Origin of the sequence: Aurantiacibacter sp. MUD61, from assembly GCF_027912455.1 — a bacterium.
Lineage (GTDB): Bacteria > Pseudomonadota > Alphaproteobacteria > Sphingomonadales > Sphingomonadaceae > Alteraurantiacibacter.
Window position 1 is genome coordinate 1,004,840 of record NZ_CP115446.1, and the last position, 15,691, is coordinate 1,020,530.

Below are 15,691 nucleotides of genomic sequence, written 5' to 3' on the forward strand. Positions count from 1 at the left end.
CCGACGCGCGGCTTTGGTAAACCGCTTAGTCGATGATCTTGCGGGCAGCTTTTTCGATCAGCGACGCGTCATCGCTGACTTCCCCCAGCACCACCACTTCGCCACTCTCGGTGCGACGGATCATGACCAAGCCGAATTCTTCGCCCACTACAGGCACATCGCTCAGGGGCTTCGGCGAAAGAGCACGCAGCTTCTTCGCAATAGCCCTGCGCGGCGCGGTGCGCGAAGCTTTCACCGGTGCTCCGCTCAGGGCGCGGCGGAAAGCGCGTTCTTCAGCCACGATGGCTTTGAGACCGCCTTCAGCGGCTTTGAGATGCTCCCCAAGCGCGCCTTGGGGGATCCCGTGGCGCTGTGCGTAGGACAGGACAGCGGCATATTCGGTCAGGCGTGTCTTGTCGTAGTCCACGCCGAAAACGAGCTTCACAATCGGCGTCATCGGCGCGCGTTCCTGCGCCGCAATGCCTGCATCCTCGAGCAGTTCGGCGAAGGCTTCGGGCGCGTCGCTCGCGGCGATCGCAAAATCCCATGCGCGGCCGACAGCCTCGTAAAGGGCCGCGCGGGTCCGCTCCTCGCTGCTGCGCGCTTCCTGTGCGGTTTCGCGCGCGGCGGCGAGCCAGTCGGCAAGTGACAGCGGCTCATCGGAGGCCACTGTAACAGCGTCGTGCGCTACATCGGACTGGCCCGAGAGATCGAAGGATGGGCGCACATCCTGTCCATCGCCGTCACCTTTCAGCGCGCTGACGATAGAGGGAATGTCGAAGGAGGCAGCCGGACCGTCGGCCCAGTCCGTCAGGTTCGCTTCGTCGACAGCATTCGCCTGTTCGCCCTGGTCGATATCCAGCGCCTGATCGATTTCGAGCAGCAATTCATTGGCAGAGCGGGCATCGGCCAGCTCTTTCCAATTGATCACGCCATAGATGAAATCGATCGTCTCATCATCGCTGGAGAAAGGCAGGAGGATGCCGCGATAGAGGATTGTCGATCCGTTCGCGTTCACAAACTCCGCCTCGAAACCGATCGGCGACTGATTGGCCAGAATTTGCATGTAGTGATCGGTAATGCGGCTCAGCAGGGAACGCGGAGGCACTTCCGAAAGCCGCTTGGGCATTTCGCTGCTGACCGTCGAGCATTCTTTGGCAAGCTCGTTGCCGATAAAATTGATGCTCGGATCTTCAATACCGCTCGAAAAATCGAGCAACACGCTGTTGGGGCCAAAATCGGGCAGCAGCGTGGGATCGAGATCTTCGATGGAGGGGAAATTGCGGTCTTCCAGCAGGCTTGCCCAGAAATTATAGGCGCGCACCTGCATGCGGCGCTCATCGGTGCCGATGGCGGGAGGCGGCGTGTGATCCACGGCCTCATCCGTCTCGTTCGTCTCATCCACAGGATCGATGTGTTCGGCAAAACCGTCCAGATCGAGTGCGTCGAGCGGTCCGAAATTGTCCCGCAAAGTGTCCATGCCGAAAAGCCTTTCCCTGGTTGGCAGAGGCCTTTGTGGCGCGACGTGGTAAATTTTCCGTGAAGTTGCGCGGGTTTTTCCCGCAGCTATGCAGCGTAAGTCTGCGGGAAATGATGGTTTACTACAGCATGTAGCGCATACGGATCGTCTGCTGGACAGCGCTTGAGCCGACTTCGATTGCGGCATCTTCGAAATCGGGCGGACCCATCCTTACCGGGGCATCTCGCGAAAAGCCGAAGCCTTCGGTCGGCATCATGCCCAGTGCGCGATCGGCACGGCCATTGTCATTCTCGTCATGCAGCAGGGCAATGGCATAGGTGCCGGGTGCGACATTGCGGAAGCGTAGGGTCGCGGCTTCACCCGCCGGCACTACGACGCGGTAACCCAGATCGGAATTCTGGCAGCGCGGGAAGCGGTCTTCATCACGTGTCATGCAAGCGCGCACGACGCCATCGCTGTTGCGCAGATTGGTGATCGTCACAGTCACGTTCACGCCCTCTTCCTGCGCTGTGACCGTTGGCGCGGCAGTAAGGCTACCGAGCAAAACAGCGCTCAGGATTGCGATGCGGGCTGATCCCATGACGGGTCGGCGAGGCCTTTGTCTGTTTTGCACAAGTGATCCCAAAATCTGAAATAGAGCCCATAATTGCAGCGATAGGCATCATGATGGCGCTGGTGATGGCTCGCTGTTATCAGCCACTTCCCTGCTGGTGAATGAACGAGCCAGCGCGGAAACACTTCCCAGCCCATATGATTGGTCACCCCCATCACTGTCATGATGGTCAGCACAGTCGCCAAAGCACCCACGTGGATCGGGATGAGAAAGACCAGCGCGGGAATAACGATTGCGCCCGTCAGCGCCTCGACGGGGTGGAAGCTCATGGCTGCCCAGGCGGTCGGCGGGCGGCTGGCGTGGTGGACTGCATGGGCGATTTTGAACCACTTGGGCCGGTGCATCAGCCGGTGGGTCCAGTAAAACCAGGTATCGTGTGCAAACAGGTACAGAAATACGGAAAGCGGCCAGTACCACATCGGAAATGCGCCGATCTCTGAATAGATCTCCGTCCATCCGTGATTGTGCCAGCCCCAGGCGATAATACCCGCCGGTACGCCGTAGATGATCGCCGACGCCATCGACCAGCCGATTTCGCGAACGATCTGCGGCTGGAGACCTTGATACAGACCTGGGCGGGCGCGCCGCGTAGCCCAGGCGAAAAGACCGCCTGCCAGAAAATAGCGAACTGCGATGATGGCGCTCATCAAAACAGCGGAGAGGACAATGGCGATCAGCATGATAGTGCCGCCTCTATGCCCTGCCGGTGAATAATCCTCTACCCTGAATTGCGATTTATGCGGCCTATCCCGCCATTTCGCTGCCCCAGCTGGCGCATTGCGGGTCCGCTGCGATGATCTGGCGACGCAGGGCAGCGCGCGCGAGCCGCTCCACTTCTGCCTTTCGCCGCGCAGCCGCCAGCGGATGGCTGGGAGCAGGGCGAACGATTTCCGCATCATATTCGTCCGCAACGATGATGCCGCAGCAATCGGGACGGTAATCTTCGCCTTCGAGGACTGCGCGATCGAGCTCGGGCGGCAGGCCCCAATAGAAGCGATCGCAGAAATCGAGGTAATCGGGCCATTTCTCATCGCCCAGCAGATCCGCGCGAGCGGTCTTGATCTCCACGATGACGATCTTGCCCTTGGCGTCGATGCCCATCAGGTCGGCACGCCTGCCATTGCGCAGCGCCATCTCGCCGAGAACCCAGATATCGTTGCGGGCGAACAAACGACAAATGCCGCGCACGACCGCCTGCGATCGCAGCGAAAAGGGATTGTCGGATGGCGCTGTGGGCGCGGCGGAAACGAGCGAATCAGTCATGCCCGCAAACTGGAACGAAATGGGAACACGGTCAAGCGTTCCGCGACCGCTGATGATTTGCTGGTAGGGCGCTCAGGCGCTGCGGCGCGGGCCCATATCGCCAGACGGCGGCAGCAGGCCGAGGATCGATGCCCTCGCGGTGGTATATTCTTCCCACAGGGCGCTGGCCGCCGCGGTGCAATCCGCACCGCGGGCATTGATCGCCAGCAGCGCAGCGATACCCGGCTCCATCACTGCGGCCAGATCAGCACAGCCGGTGCTGGCAAGATCGCGCCGCCAGGGTTCGGCATCGCGGATGAGCGCTGGAAAATTGCGGGCGCGTTTGTCGCTGCGCTCTTCCTCGAATCCGGCAAGCATGCACACGACTTTGCCAGCCTCGCTCAGCGCCGCCCAGCGCATGCTGAGCGCAGAGGCATTGGCCATCGCTTCCGATGCAGAGATATCGCCTGTGTGCCGGACATTCTGCCCAAAAATATGTGACATTGCGCTCATGACAGGCCGTGCTTAGCGCAGCACCTCTTGCCAAGAAGTTAGCGAACGCCGAGCGAACGGCCAACAATTCCGCTTGGCGCGCGCGCCAGCCATTGCTAGGCGGCTTGCCCTGACTGGCACCCGTAGCTCAGCTGGATAGAGCGCTGCCCTCCGAAGGCAGAGGTCACAGGTTCGAATCCTGTCGGGTGCGCCAACGGCGAGGCCTGCATAAGCGGGCCTCGCCCTTGGCGTATCAGGCGCTATTCCCAGCCCTTTTCGAGAAATTGCAGTGCGCAGCCGGCCAGGAAGGCTGTGCCCTTGGGCAGCACGGTTTCATCGAGGATCATGTGGCTGGAATGGAGGCCGCAGCAGCCCTGCCAGTCGACGCCTTCTGCAGCCACGCCAAGGAAGAACATGGCGCCGGGCACTTTTTCGATGACGTAGGAGAAATCCTCTGCACCCATCGTGGGCGCTGGGCGGGTGGCCCATGGCTCATCGCCGCCGAGTGTTCGTGCCACGCTCTCGCCCAAAGTCACTGCGCGCGCATCATTGATGGTCGGGGGAAAGCCCGGCGTGATCGTGATCTCTGCCGAGCAGCGATGAGCGCGGGCGATGTTCTCGGCCACTTCCGCGATCGCTTCCTTCACTGCGGCGCGGCGTTCCGGCGAGAGATTGCGCGCCGTGCCGAGCAGATAAGCGCTGTCGGGAATGACATTGTTTGTCGTGCCTGCCTCGATCTTGCCGAAAGTCAGGACGCTCGCCTCCGTCGCGTTGAAGCGGCGGGTGATCATGGCCTGCAGAGCCAGCACGATCTCAGCGGCGACGGGAATGGGATCGACTGCGTCGAACGGCATGGAGGCATGGCCACCTTTGCCGGTGATGGTGATCTCGATCATGTCGGCAGAGGCGAGCATCGCACCTGTGCGCCCTTCAATCCGGCCGTGCGGAGCGTTGGGCCAGACGTGAAGGGCAAAGGCCGCATCGGGCAGCGGATAGTCGTCCGTGCCGCCAAGAAGTCCGTCTTCAAGCATGAAGCGCGCCCCGTGAAAGCCTTCTTCTCCCGGCTGGAACATGAAGCGCACTTCGCCTTCGATCTCGTCCTGCATGCGTGACAGCAGCCGCGCTGCACCTGCCAGCATGGCGGTATGCGCATCGTGACCGCAGGCGTGCATGCGGCCCGGAATAGTCGAAGCGAAATCGAGGCCCGTGTGCTCGCTCATGGGCAGAGCATCCATGTCGCCGCGAAGCAGCACACTGCGTCCCGGCTTTGCGCCTTTCAGCACGGCTACTGCGCCGGTGCAGCTTGGCCCCTCATGCCATTCGAGTGGAAGGTCGGCGAGCGCGTCTTTGACTTTTGCCAGCGTCTTGGGCGTGTCCAGCCCCAGTTCGGGCTCCAGATGAATGGCGCGCCGCAGCGAGACGATGGCATCTTCGTGTTCGCGCGCATTATCGAGCAAAGCCTCGGTGAGCATCAAATATCTCCGCAATTTGAATGCCTCACGCCCCGCGAACGCCCCGTTCGGTTGCGCAGACAGAAAGGAACCCTATCTCACGGGCGGATGGGAAATGTAACCCGCTTGCTGCTCGCAGGCGAAGCAAATCATGGCGCGCGAGCTATGTTGCACTGCGATGACAGTGCGAATGCTTTCGTGTAAAGAGCATAGCCAGCGTTGGCTGGCGATGTGTAAGGCGAAGGCGAGATGCACAAGACGATCCATCTTTTTGACCGCTTGCCGCAGGTCGATGCCCGCCAGGCAGCGGAGACGGAACTCGTGCGTCCACCTATGCGCAAGGAGCCGCTGATCGGCGTCATCCGCAATGCGCGCAGCCATCGCAACAACAAGGGCGTTGCTAGCAGCGATCTGCCTCCGGGAGTGATTGTCGCCACGCCCGAAAAGCGCAGCGAGCTTCCTGCAATTCTCACCGATTTCGCCGAAAAGCACCTAGATTGCATCGCCATCGACGGCGGTGACGGGACTGTGCGTGATATCCTGACCTGCGGTGCCGGCATTTTTGGCGATAGCTGGCCCGATCTCATCATTCTGCCCAATGGCAAGACCAACGCGCTCGGCCTCGATCTCGGCCTGCCGCCGGGGTGGAGCCTTGATGAAGCGATTGCCGCGGTGAAGCAGGGTAAGACCGTGCGGCGCCGGCCAATGGTCATTGCGCAGCGCGAGAATCCCGCGGCGCAAGTGCGCGGCTTCATCATGGGTGCAGGCGTGTTCAATCGCGCGATTGCGCTCGGCCAGCGCTCGCATGATCTTGGCGCTTTCAATGCTGCGGCTGTGGGTGTGACAGCTGCCTGGAGTGTTTTGCAGGCGCTGTTCGGTCGCGCAGGCAACCCTTGGCGGCGTGGCACCTATATGAAGCTGCGCCGGGCCGATGGGACCGAAATCGCGCATCATGGCGGTCTGCCTGCGGATGAGCGTTTCCTGCTCTTCGCATCGACGCTGCAGAACTTCCCGGCGGGTCTCGATCCCTTCCGCGGAATGGAAGCGCCGCTGCGCATGGCCGTTCTCGACAATCCGCGCCGCGGCCTGTTGCTGCGGATCGGCGCGCTGATGCGCGGGAATGCGACCGAAGCGACGATGCGCCGCGGAGCGCATCTGGTGGGCGACGAAACGCTCGAAGTGGATATCGCCGAAAGCTTCATCCTCGATGGCGAGGCGTTCCCATCGGGCCATTACTGCCTCAGCGCCGGTACACCGCTGCGCTTCGTCGTTCCGTGAGCCTGGCAGCCCGCGTCGAAGCGGCGCTGGCTCGTGACGTCGATCCCGCCATTACCGCCTTTGCAGCGCGGCTCGGTGAAGAAGCGGGCGCCAAGGCCGTTCTCTTTTACGGATCCAATCTCCGCACCGGCTCCTTGGAGGGCGTGCTGGACTTTTACGTACTGACACGCGGACCGGCGGAAAAGGGCATCTGGCCGACCGTGTCCTATCGCGAATGGGAACATGATGGCGAAGTGCTCCGCGCCAAGATCGCGACCATGACCGCCGCGAAATTCGCTTATGCGGCGAAGGGCCTTTCACGCGATACGACGATATGGGCGCGTTTCGTGCAACCGTCAGCCCTCGTTTGGAGCGATGAAACCGGAACAGAAATCGCCACATTGATCGAGCACGCTATTTGCACAGCGGCTCGCCATGCTGTTGCGCTTGGTCCCGCAACCGGCACCGAAAGGGAGTTCTGGCTGGCGCTCTTTCGCGAGACTTACAAGGCCGAATTGCGTGTCGAAAAGCCGGGGCGCGAAAATTCGATCCTCGATCTGAACGAAGCGCATTTTGACGGCCTGCTGGCCGAGGCCCTGCGTTTCATGGACATCCCCTTCACGCGCGACGGCGATTTGCTGACGCCGCATATGGGCGAGACAGAGCGACGCGAGGTGCTTGCGTCATGGAAGCGCTCGAGGAGGTGGGGGAAGGCGCTCAATATCGCACGCTTGCTGCGTGCCACGCGTACTTTCGATGGCGCGGGACGCTATGCGGCGTGGAAAGTGGAGCGGCATACGGGCGTGAAAGTCGAAGTCACGCCGTGGCGCGAAAAACACCCGGTCCTTTCGGCACCGGGTGTCCTGTTCAAAGTCTGGCGCGCAAAACGTCGCGCCGACTGATCGCTTACATGTAGCGCATGCGGATCGTCATCGGCTTCACTTCGCGGCCGATGGAGAAGCGTGTACGATCAACACTCGGGCGACCGAGGTTGAAGATATTGATGCTGGGATTGTTCGACATGCCGCCGCCATCGCTGGTGATGTCGGTGCGGCCATTGCCGTTCAGGTCGTGGCGGATGGCGATCGCATAATTGCCTGTGGAGGGCACGGGCATGCAGACCTGCTGCGATCCGGCGCGGGCAGGCACTTCGATGCGGTGCAGCCAGCGGCCGCGCTCAAGCCAGTCGCCCTCGGTGCCGCGATAAAGCTGCACCCTCAGCGTGCCACGCGAAGCTGCGACATCGGTCACATTGATCCATACCGCCGGGCCATCGCCTTGGCACGGAGTTGTCGAATGGCGCAATTCCTGGCGATATTGCTGCGCTGAGGCCGGGACCGAGAGGCCCAAGGCAATCAGCGCCGCGCCGGCGAATTGAAGAAAACGAGTACGCATAATCTCTTCCATAAAACGGGCGGTAAAGCTACGCTTCGACATACCCGCCAGCATTGCGCAACTTTCCTATAATTGAGGGCAGTTTTATATCTTGGCCACTTAACCGTGGCTGAAGCACTCGTTTCGCGGTGTAAAATACGGAGTTTTCCCCGGAGAAGCGGGCAAAACTGCTTTACGCTGCTTGAGGCGCGATTCGCGCATCTTTAACTGTATTCGCCAACCATGGCACAACCACTCATCTCCCCCTCGATCCTTTCAGCCGATTTCGCCAAGCTCGGCGAGGAAGTTCGCGCCATCGATGAGGCGGGGTGCGACTGGGTGCATGTCGACGTGATGGACGGCCACTACGTGCCCAATCTCACGATCGGCCCTGCTGTGGTGAAGGCCTTGCGCCCCCACACGCAGAAGACTTTCGATGTGCATCTGATGGTCTCTCCGGTGGATCAGTGGGTGGAGGAATTCGCCGAAGCAGGCGCGGATATCATCACCGTGCATCCCGAGGCCGGTCCGCATGTGCATCGCACGGTGCAGCAGATCCGCGGCCTCGGTAAAAAGGCGGGAATCTCGCTTAACCCTGCGACGCCTGCGAAAATGCTCGATTACCTGCTCGAAGAAATCGACCTTGTCCTGATCATGAGCGTCAATCCCGGCTTCGGCGGGCAGAGTTTCATTTCATCGCAGCTGCGCAAGATCGAAGCGGTTCGCAATATGATCGACAAGGCGGGGCATGATGTCCTGATCGAAGTCGATGGCGGCGTAAATCCGGAAACCGCGCGGCAATGCATCGATGCAGGTGCCGATGTGCTGGTGGCGGGCTCTGCCACTTTCAAGGGCGGCCCCGATCACTATGCCGCCAATATCGCAGCCCTTCGCGGAGGCGGCGAATGAACGCGCATTCTCTCGGCCTGAAGCGCGAAACGCGCGAAAATGGCGGAGAGGCCCAGCGTGCGCTCCCGCTCGATAATGTGGCTGAAGAGTCGCTCGTCAGCGATGAAGGGCGCACCGAAGACCTGACGCCCGACCGCGCGCTTGTCGTCACCGATTTCGATCCGCCTGCGCTTTCCGCCAGCGAACGCTTCATGCGCATGGCCTATCGCATGGGTGTTTCCGGCAGCACGCTGGTCTCGCCCTTTCGCAAGCCCGCCCGGCCAAAACTTTTGGCGACGGTGGAAAGCCCCTTACGCGGTGAGCCTGCTGCGGGCACGGCCCTTCGGGCGGGGCACTTTTATATTTACGGTGTCAAAGCGCCGATCGCTCAAGTGGATTTCGGTCCGACTGCCAAGATCACCCCGCCGTTCGAGCGCGTGCTACATGGTTTCACCTGGCTCCGCGATCTGGAGGCTTGCGCGCCGCGCCCGCAATGCACCGCTGTGGCTGAGCGAGTGCTGACGAGCTGGCTGGCAGCCAATCCCAAACCCGGCAAGGGCCCCGCTTGGAAAGTCGAATATGCGGCGCTGCGCCAATTGGGTTGGCTGGTCCATGCTCCGCTGATCTTGTCCGGCAAGGACAAGGCATTGCGGCAAAAGGTATTGAGCGCGATCGAAAGCACAGCGCGCTGGCTCGATCGCAACGCGTCGCGCGCGCCGGATGGGCATGGCGAAGTCGCCGCATGGTGCGCCACTATCGCCGCCGGCCTGCTGCTGCCCGAAGGCAAGCCGCGCCGCCTGTTCGGTGAGGCGGGCCTCGCCCGCGCGCTCGGCGAATTGGTGGGCGACGATGGCGGCGCGCTGTCGCGCAATCCGCTCGCCCAGCTGCAGACAATCGAGAACCTGATCGAGCTCTCCGCATGTTATCGCGCCACCCGCCGCGATGTGCCCGAAGCTGTCGAGACGGTGCTCGCCATGCTAGTGCCACCGCTCCTTGCCGTCACACACGGCGATGGCGGGCTCGGCAGCTGGCAGGGGGCGACTGCGGTTACGGCAGACCGGCTCGCCGCGCTAATTGAAGCGAGCGGCGTGCGTGCGCGTCCGCTCAAAGAAGCGCGCGGCTGGGGCTATCAGAGGCTTTCGGCCAAGCCCGCCGTGCTGCAGGTGGATGCAGCGCCGCCCGCTCTGGCGCGGCATGCGCGCAATGGCTGCGCATCCACGCTGGCGTTCGAATTCAGCCATGGCGACTATCGACTCATCGTCAATTGTGGCGGCGCGGCTGCTGCTGGCGGACAGGTGCCTAGTCGCATCGAACAGGGGCTGAGAGCCACCGCAGCGCATTCGACGCTGGTTTTGGGCGATGCCAATTCCACCGCTGTGCTGCTCGATGGGAAGCTGGGCAATGGCGTGTCCGAAGTCGAAGTGGATGTTCGCGCCGTGCAGCTCGACAATGGCGGCGCGCGGCGCCTCGAGGCCAGCCACGATGGCTATGCTTCGCGCTTCGGCCTCATGCACAAGCGGATTCTGCTCCTGCGCGATGATGGCAGCGAACTGCGGGGAGAGGACGTGCTCCTGCCATCAGGGCGCAAGGGCAAGCGTGGCAAGGTGCCTTACGCCATCCGCTTCCATCTCGGCCGCCATGTCGAGGCGACCCTGTCCGACAACAAGCGCGGCGCCAGCCTGCTTTTGCCCGACGGAGCGCTATGGCAATTCGTGACCGGCGCGGAAGAGCTCGAAATCGAAGAAAGCATGTGGGTCGATGGAAACGGACGCCCGCATCCGGTACAGCAGCTGGTGATTCAGGGACTCGCCTCGCGCGGGGGCGGCAATTTCGCCTGGCTGCTCAAGAAAATGGGATAGAATTCACACAATGACGGACGTTGCGATCAAGCGGGCACTCCTTTCAGTGTCCGACAAGACCGGTATTGTCGAACTCGCCGGACGGCTGGCCAAGGCGGGTGTCGAACTGGTTTCAACCGGCGGCACGGCGCGCGCTCTTCGCGATGCCGGGCTGGACGTACGCGATGTGTCCGATCTGACAGGCTTTCCCGAAATGATGGATGGCCGCGTCAAGACGCTGCATCCCATGGTGCATGGCGGCCTGCTCGCCGTGCGGGACGATCCCGATCATGCCGCAGCGATGGAAGCACACGATATCGGCGCGATCGATCTTGTGATCGTCAATCTCTATCCCTTCGTGAATACGGTGATGAGCGGCGCCGATCGCGATACGATCATCGAGAATATAGATATCGGCGGGCCGAGCATGGTGCGCTCTTCCGCGAAGAATCACGCCTATGTCACCATCGTCACCGATCCTTCGGACTATTCCGAACTCTATGACGAGCTGGCCGAGCACAATGGCGCGACGACGCTCGCTTTCCGCAAGCGCATGGCAGCAAAGGCCTTCGCTGCCACCGCAGCTTACGATTCGGCAATCAGCAGCTGGTTCGCTTTCGCCGATCAGGGCGCGCAATTCCCCGAGGCGCTGACGGTGGCGACCAATCTTGGCAACACGCTGCGCTATGGCGAGAACCCGCACCAGCAGGCTGCGCTTTATCTTCCGGCTGGCCCGGCAAGTCCCGGCGTGCCGCAGGCTCAGCAGGTGCAGGGCAAGGAACTCAGCTACAACAATCTGAATGATGCCGATGCGGCACTGGGCCTCGTCGCCGAGTTTCCGGCAGACAAGCCCGCGATTGTCATCGTGAAGCACGCCAACCCGTGCGGCGTCGCCGTGGCGGATACTCTGCTCGAAGCGTGGCAGCGCGCCCTGGCGTGCGACAGCGTTTCGGCCTTTGGCGGTATCGTCGCCAGCAACGTCCCGCTTGACGGGCCGACAGCTGAAGCGATCACCCAGATCTTCACCGAAGTCGTCATTGCGCCCGGCGCAGACGATGCAGCGCGCGAGGCTTTTGCGAAGAAAAAGAACCTGCGACTACTGATGTTGGACGAGCTTCCCGATCCGGCGCGCCCGGGTCTCGAAATGAAAAGTATTGCGGGCGGCATGCTGTTCCAGTCGCGCGACAATGGCGTGGTGGGCGAAAGCGACCTCAAGGTCGTCACCAAACGCGCACCTACTGATCAGGAAATTGCCGACGCTCTGTTTGCCTGGAAAGTCGCCAAGCATGTCAAATCCAACGCGATCGTCTACGCCAAGGATGGCGTGACGGCGGGCATCGGTGCCGGCCAGATGAACCGCCGCGATTCCTCGCGCATTGCCGCTGTCAGGGCGCGCGAAGCAGCAGAGGCAGCTGGTTGGGACGAGCCGCACACCAAGGGCAGCGCGGTCGCATCCGATGCTTTCTTCCCCTTCGCCGACGGCTTGCTGAGCGCGGTCGAAGCCGGGGCGACAATGGTCATCCAGCCGGGCGGCTCCATGCGCGATGAAGAAGTGATCGCGGCTGCGGACGAAGCGGGCATCGCGATGGTCTTCACCGGGATGCGGCACTTCAAACACTAAACATCCGCCACATTAGCGGCAATTTAACCATGTGCGGCGACAAGCGGCAGATGAACAATTGGCAACGTGCGAATTCAGTCGGTCGTCAGTAACCACCGGCTAAACCGTAGCGAACACTGCCAATAACACTTGCCGCCGGACTACATTACAATGTCTCTCTTTTCTTCTGATCTGTATCGCTCATTTTTCCTGGGTTTTGGAGTAACCGCTGTCCTGCTGGCAGCGAATATCCTTCCGAACTCAGGAGGAGCTTGATGCAAGCCAAACCATTTTTCGCCGCTCTCGCGCTGGGCCTCAGCGCCTGCGCACTGCCCGCCACCAGCGCTTCTGCCGAAGAGGTGTTCGACGCGCCTGTGGCAGCACGCCAGGCCAATGAAAGCGGGTTGCAGACCGCCGTTTTTGCAGGCGGATGCTTCTGGGGCATCGAAGCGATCTTCAGCCATACGCGCGGTGTGACCAGCGCAGTGGCCGGCTATCACGGCGGCACGGCTGAAAACGCCAATTACGGGAGCGTCACCAGCGGCTATACCCGCCATGCGGAAAGCGTGCGGGTGACATATGATCCGTCGGTCGTGCGCTATGACCAACTTCTCCAGATCCTGTTCTCGGTGGGTGCGGACCCGACCCTGCTCAACCGGCAGGGCCCCGATCGCGGCACGCATTACCGCACTGCCATCGTCCCGATGAGCGGGGAACAGCGCGCTGTTGCGCAGGCCTATTTGCGCCAGATGGAGCGTTCAGGCGTGTGGGATGATCCCATCGTCGCGCGGATCGAGAATTATCGTCGGTTCTACGAGGCTGAGGAATATCATCAGGACTATTTGCTGCGGAATCCTAACAGCGGCTACATCCGCCGGTGGGACATGCCCAAGGTGCGGGCGCTGCAGGCCAATTTCCCGCAGCTATTCCGTTCACGCTTCCGCACCGGCTGATTGCTGTTTGACGCGCCAGCACCTATGTAGGGCGCATGGCAACACAGCATAAGCACCACGACCATTCAGAGCACTCTGGCGACCAGCTCGTCGAAGAGGCAGCCGAAGTCCTGCGCGAAGCGGGCGAGCAATGGACGGCCATGCGCGAGGACGTGTTCCGCGTGCTGGCAGAAAAGGCCCGTCCCGCGAGCGCCTACGATATCGCCGAAGATGTGGGCAAAGTGCGCGGCAAGCGCGTCGCGGCCAATAGCGTATATCGCATCCTCGACCTGTTCGTGCGCACCAATCTCGCCAACCGGATCGAGAGCGCGAATGCCTATCTTGTCAACACGCACCCGGGCTGCCGCCATGACTGCATCTTCCTGATTTGCGACGATTGCGGGCAGGCCGAGCATTTCGATGACGACAAGCTAACCAATGCCCTGCGCGATGCGGGCAAGGCGCATGGCTATACGAATGTCCGCCCGGTGGTGGAATTGCGCGGTCTGTGCAGCGACTGCGCGAGCTAGGCTGCGCCAGAACGTGCAGAATTGTCGATAAACCGTTCATCGACAGGCCAGAAAATGCGGTGTAGAGCATAGCCTATGACTGCATCACGCCCTGATACGCCGTTGCTCGATACGGTTGATACGCCCGAAGATCTCCGCAAGCTGAAACCGGAGCAATTGCGCCAGCTTTCCGATGAATTGCGCAATGAAATGATCGACGCCGTCGGCTCCACCGGCGGCCACCTCGGCTCCGGCCTCGGCGTTGTCGAACTGACCGTGGCGATCCATTACATCTTCAATACGCCCGATGACCGGCTGATCTGGGATGTCGGCCACCAGGCCTATCCGCACAAGATCCTGACCGGTCGCCGTGACCGCATCCGTACGCTGCGTCAGGGCGGTGGCCTTAGCGGCTTCACCAAGCGCAGCGAGAGCGAATACGATCCCTTCGGCGCAGCGCACTCCTCGACGTCGATTTCCGCAGGCCTCGGTTTTGCTGTCGCCAACAAGCTGAATGACAAGCCGGGCAAGGCGATTGCGGTAATCGGCGATGGCGCGATGAGCGCCGGCATGGCCTATGAAGCAATGAACAATGCCGAACAGGCGGGCAATCGCCTGATCGTGATCCTCAATGACAATGACATGTCGATCGCGCCGCCCGTGGGCGGTCTCTCCGCCTATCTGGCGCGCATGGTGTCATCGAGCGAATATCTCGGCCTGCGCAACCTCGCCTCGAAAGTCGCCAACAAGATCAGCCGCCGCGTGCATTCGGCAGTCGGCAAGGCAGAAGAATACACCCGCGGCATGGTGACCGGCGGGACGCTGTTCGAAGAATTGGGCTTCTATTACGTCGGCCCGATCGACGGGCACAATCTCGATCACCTGATCCCGGTGCTGGAGAATGTCCGCGATAGCGAGCAGGGCCCGATCCTCGTCCATGTCGTGACGACCAAGGGCAAAGGCTACGATCCGGCTGAAAACAGCGCCGACAAATATCACGGCGTGCCCAAATTCGACGTGGTAACCGGCGAAAAGAAGAAGAGCGCGGCGGGCGCACCTGCCTACCAGAATGTCTTCGGTGAAACGCTGGCGAAGCTGGCGGAAACCGACAAGCGCATCTGCGCCATCACCGCCGCCATGCCGAGCGGTACGGGCGTCGACAAGTTTGCCGAAGCCCACCCCGATCGCAGTTTCGATGTCGGTATTGCCGAGCAGCACGGCGTGACTTTCGCCGCTGGCCTCGCGGCGCAGGGTATGCGGCCTTTCGCGGCGATTTACTCGACCTTCCTCCAGCGCGCCTATGACCAGGTGGTGCACGATGTGGCGATCCAGAACCTGCCGGTTCGCTTTGCCATCGACCGCGCCGGCCTTGTCGGTGCCGATGGCGCGACGCATGCTGGCTCATTCGACGTTACCTATCTCGCCAGCCTGCCCAATTTCGTCGTCATGGCGGCGGCGGATGAGGCGGAGCTTGCGCATATGACCTACACCGCTGTCGAGCATGACAGCGGCCCGATCGCTTTCCGTTACCCGCGCGGCAACGGCGTGGGCGTTGAAATGCCGACCGACCTCAAGAAGCTTGAAATCGGTAAGGGCCGGATCGTCAAAGGCGATGCGGATAAGGGCGGCAAAGTCGCCATTCTCTCGCTCGGTGCGCGTCTCGAAGAAGCGAAGAAAGCAGCGGCAGAGCTGGAAGCCAAGGGCCTAACCACGACCATCGCCGACATGCGCTTTGCAAAGCCGCTCGACGAAGAATTGATCCGCAAGCTCGCTGCCACGCACGATGTGCTGGTGACGGTAGAGGAAGCGGCAATCGGCGGCCTTGGCGCGCATGTGCTGACAATGGCGAGCGATGAGGGGCTGACCGATGGCGGCCTGAAAATCCGCACGATGCGCCTCCCTGACGTGTTCCTCGATCACGATGATCCGGCGAAGCAATATGACGAAGCGCGCCTCAACGCGCCGCATATCGTCGAGACGGTGCTGAACGCCCTGCGGCACAATTCAGCAGGTGTGGAAGAGGCGCGGGCCTGAGC

15 protein-coding genes and 1 tRNA gene are annotated in these 15,691 nt (G+C 61.6%); 9 read left to right on the plus strand and 7 right to left on the minus strand.

The features are described from left to right. Nucleotides 1-25: 25 nt before the first annotated feature. The 5 genes from O2N64_RS04795 to O2N64_RS04815 form a co-directional block, all read right to left on the minus strand. Complete coding sequence (locus O2N64_RS04795) at nucleotides 26-1,459, minus strand: PAS domain-containing protein (RefSeq protein ID WP_271079141.1); 1,434 nt, start codon at nucleotides 1,457-1,459, stop codon at nucleotides 26-28. 121 nt (nucleotides 1,460-1,580) lie between these two features. Continuing rightward, nucleotides 1,581-2,039 (minus strand): DUF2141 domain-containing protein, encoded by a 459-nt coding sequence (locus O2N64_RS04800; protein ID WP_271079142.1) that lies wholly within the window; start codon nucleotides 2,037-2,039, stop codon nucleotides 1,581-1,583. After that, on the minus strand, nucleotides 2,012-2,752 hold the full coding sequence (locus tag O2N64_RS04805; RefSeq protein ID WP_271079143.1) for a sterol desaturase family protein: 741 nt from the start codon (nucleotides 2,750-2,752) through the stop codon (nucleotides 2,012-2,014). Before O2N64_RS04805 ends, O2N64_RS04800 begins: the two co-directional genes overlap by 28 nt. 64 nt (nucleotides 2,753-2,816) lie before the next feature. Then, nucleotides 2,817-3,335 carry an MmcB family DNA repair protein gene (locus tag O2N64_RS04810; RefSeq protein ID WP_271079144.1) on the minus strand — a complete coding sequence of 173 codons (519 nt, stop codon included), beginning with the start codon at nucleotides 3,333-3,335 and terminating at the stop codon, nucleotides 2,817-2,819. A gap of 72 nt (nucleotides 3,336-3,407) precedes the next feature. Then, the gene (locus tag O2N64_RS04815) at nucleotides 3,408-3,818 is read right to left on the minus strand and encodes a hypothetical protein (protein ID WP_271079145.1); all 411 of its coding nucleotides are present in this window, start codon (nucleotides 3,816-3,818) and stop codon (nucleotides 3,408-3,410) included. 125 nt (nucleotides 3,819-3,943) lie between these two features. Between O2N64_RS04815 and O2N64_RS04820 the strand changes: the two genes are divergently transcribed. Next, nucleotides 3,944-4,020, plus strand: a tRNA-Arg gene (locus O2N64_RS04820). Nucleotides 4,021-4,066: 46 nt separating this feature from the next. Here the strand turns inward: O2N64_RS04820 and O2N64_RS04825 are convergent. Beyond that, the gene (locus O2N64_RS04825; protein WP_271079146.1) at nucleotides 4,067-5,278 is read right to left on the minus strand and encodes a M20 metallopeptidase family protein; all 1,212 of its coding nucleotides are present in this window, start codon (nucleotides 5,276-5,278) and stop codon (nucleotides 4,067-4,069) included. A 228-nt stretch (nucleotides 5,279-5,506) separates the two neighbouring features. Here O2N64_RS04825 and O2N64_RS04830 point away from each other — a divergent pair, with 228 nt between their 5' ends. Together O2N64_RS04830 and O2N64_RS04835 are read left to right on the plus strand one after the other, a co-directional pair. Continuing rightward, complete coding sequence (locus O2N64_RS04830; protein WP_271079147.1) at nucleotides 5,507-6,535, plus strand: diacylglycerol kinase family protein; 1,029 nt, start codon at nucleotides 5,507-5,509, stop codon at nucleotides 6,533-6,535. Further along, entirely contained in the window at nucleotides 6,532-7,416 is an 885-nt protein-coding gene (locus tag O2N64_RS04835) for a hypothetical protein (RefSeq protein ID WP_333781577.1), read from the plus strand. Before O2N64_RS04830 ends, O2N64_RS04835 begins: the two co-directional genes overlap by 4 nt. Nucleotides 7,417-7,420: 4 nt before the next feature. Here the strand turns inward: O2N64_RS04835 and O2N64_RS04840 are convergent, their stop codons facing one another. After that, nucleotides 7,421-7,909 (minus strand): DUF2141 domain-containing protein, encoded by a 489-nt coding sequence (locus tag O2N64_RS04840; protein WP_271079148.1) that lies wholly within the window; start codon nucleotides 7,907-7,909, stop codon nucleotides 7,421-7,423. Nucleotides 7,910-8,131: 222 nt separating this feature from the next. Here O2N64_RS04840 and rpe point away from each other — a divergent pair, with 222 nt between their 5' ends. The 6 genes from rpe to dxs all read left to right on the plus strand — a co-directional run bounded on the left by rpe (nucleotide 8,132) and on the right by dxs (nucleotide 15,689). Beyond that, nucleotides 8,132-8,797 carry a ribulose-phosphate 3-epimerase gene (gene rpe, locus O2N64_RS04845; protein WP_271079149.1) on the plus strand — a complete coding sequence of 222 codons (666 nt, stop codon included), beginning with the start codon at nucleotides 8,132-8,134 and terminating at the stop codon, nucleotides 8,795-8,797. Beyond that, complete coding sequence (locus O2N64_RS04850; protein ID WP_271079150.1) at nucleotides 8,794-10,635, plus strand: heparinase II/III family protein; 1,842 nt, start codon at nucleotides 8,794-8,796, stop codon at nucleotides 10,633-10,635. The genes rpe and O2N64_RS04850 overlap by 4 nt, the downstream gene beginning before the upstream one ends. A 10-nt stretch (nucleotides 10,636-10,645) precedes the next feature. Beyond that, nucleotides 10,646-12,235 (plus strand): bifunctional phosphoribosylaminoimidazolecarboxamide formyltransferase/IMP cyclohydrolase, encoded by a 1,590-nt coding sequence (gene purH, locus O2N64_RS04855; RefSeq protein WP_271079151.1) that lies wholly within the window; start codon nucleotides 10,646-10,648, stop codon nucleotides 12,233-12,235. Between the two features lie 254 nt (nucleotides 12,236-12,489). After that, entirely contained in the window at nucleotides 12,490-13,167 is a 678-nt protein-coding gene (gene msrA / locus O2N64_RS04860) for a peptide-methionine (S)-S-oxide reductase MsrA (RefSeq protein WP_271079152.1), read from the plus strand. A 35-nt stretch (nucleotides 13,168-13,202) separates the two neighbouring features. Next, entirely contained in the window at nucleotides 13,203-13,676 is a 474-nt protein-coding gene (locus O2N64_RS04865) for a Fur family transcriptional regulator (RefSeq protein ID WP_271079153.1), read from the plus strand. Nucleotides 13,677-13,751: 75 nt separating this feature from the next. Beyond that, the gene (dxs, locus tag O2N64_RS04870) at nucleotides 13,752-15,689 is read left to right on the plus strand and encodes a 1-deoxy-D-xylulose-5-phosphate synthase (RefSeq protein ID WP_271079154.1); all 1,938 of its coding nucleotides are present in this window, start codon (nucleotides 13,752-13,754) and stop codon (nucleotides 15,687-15,689) included. The last annotated feature ends 2 nt before the right edge of the window (nucleotides 15,690-15,691 follow it).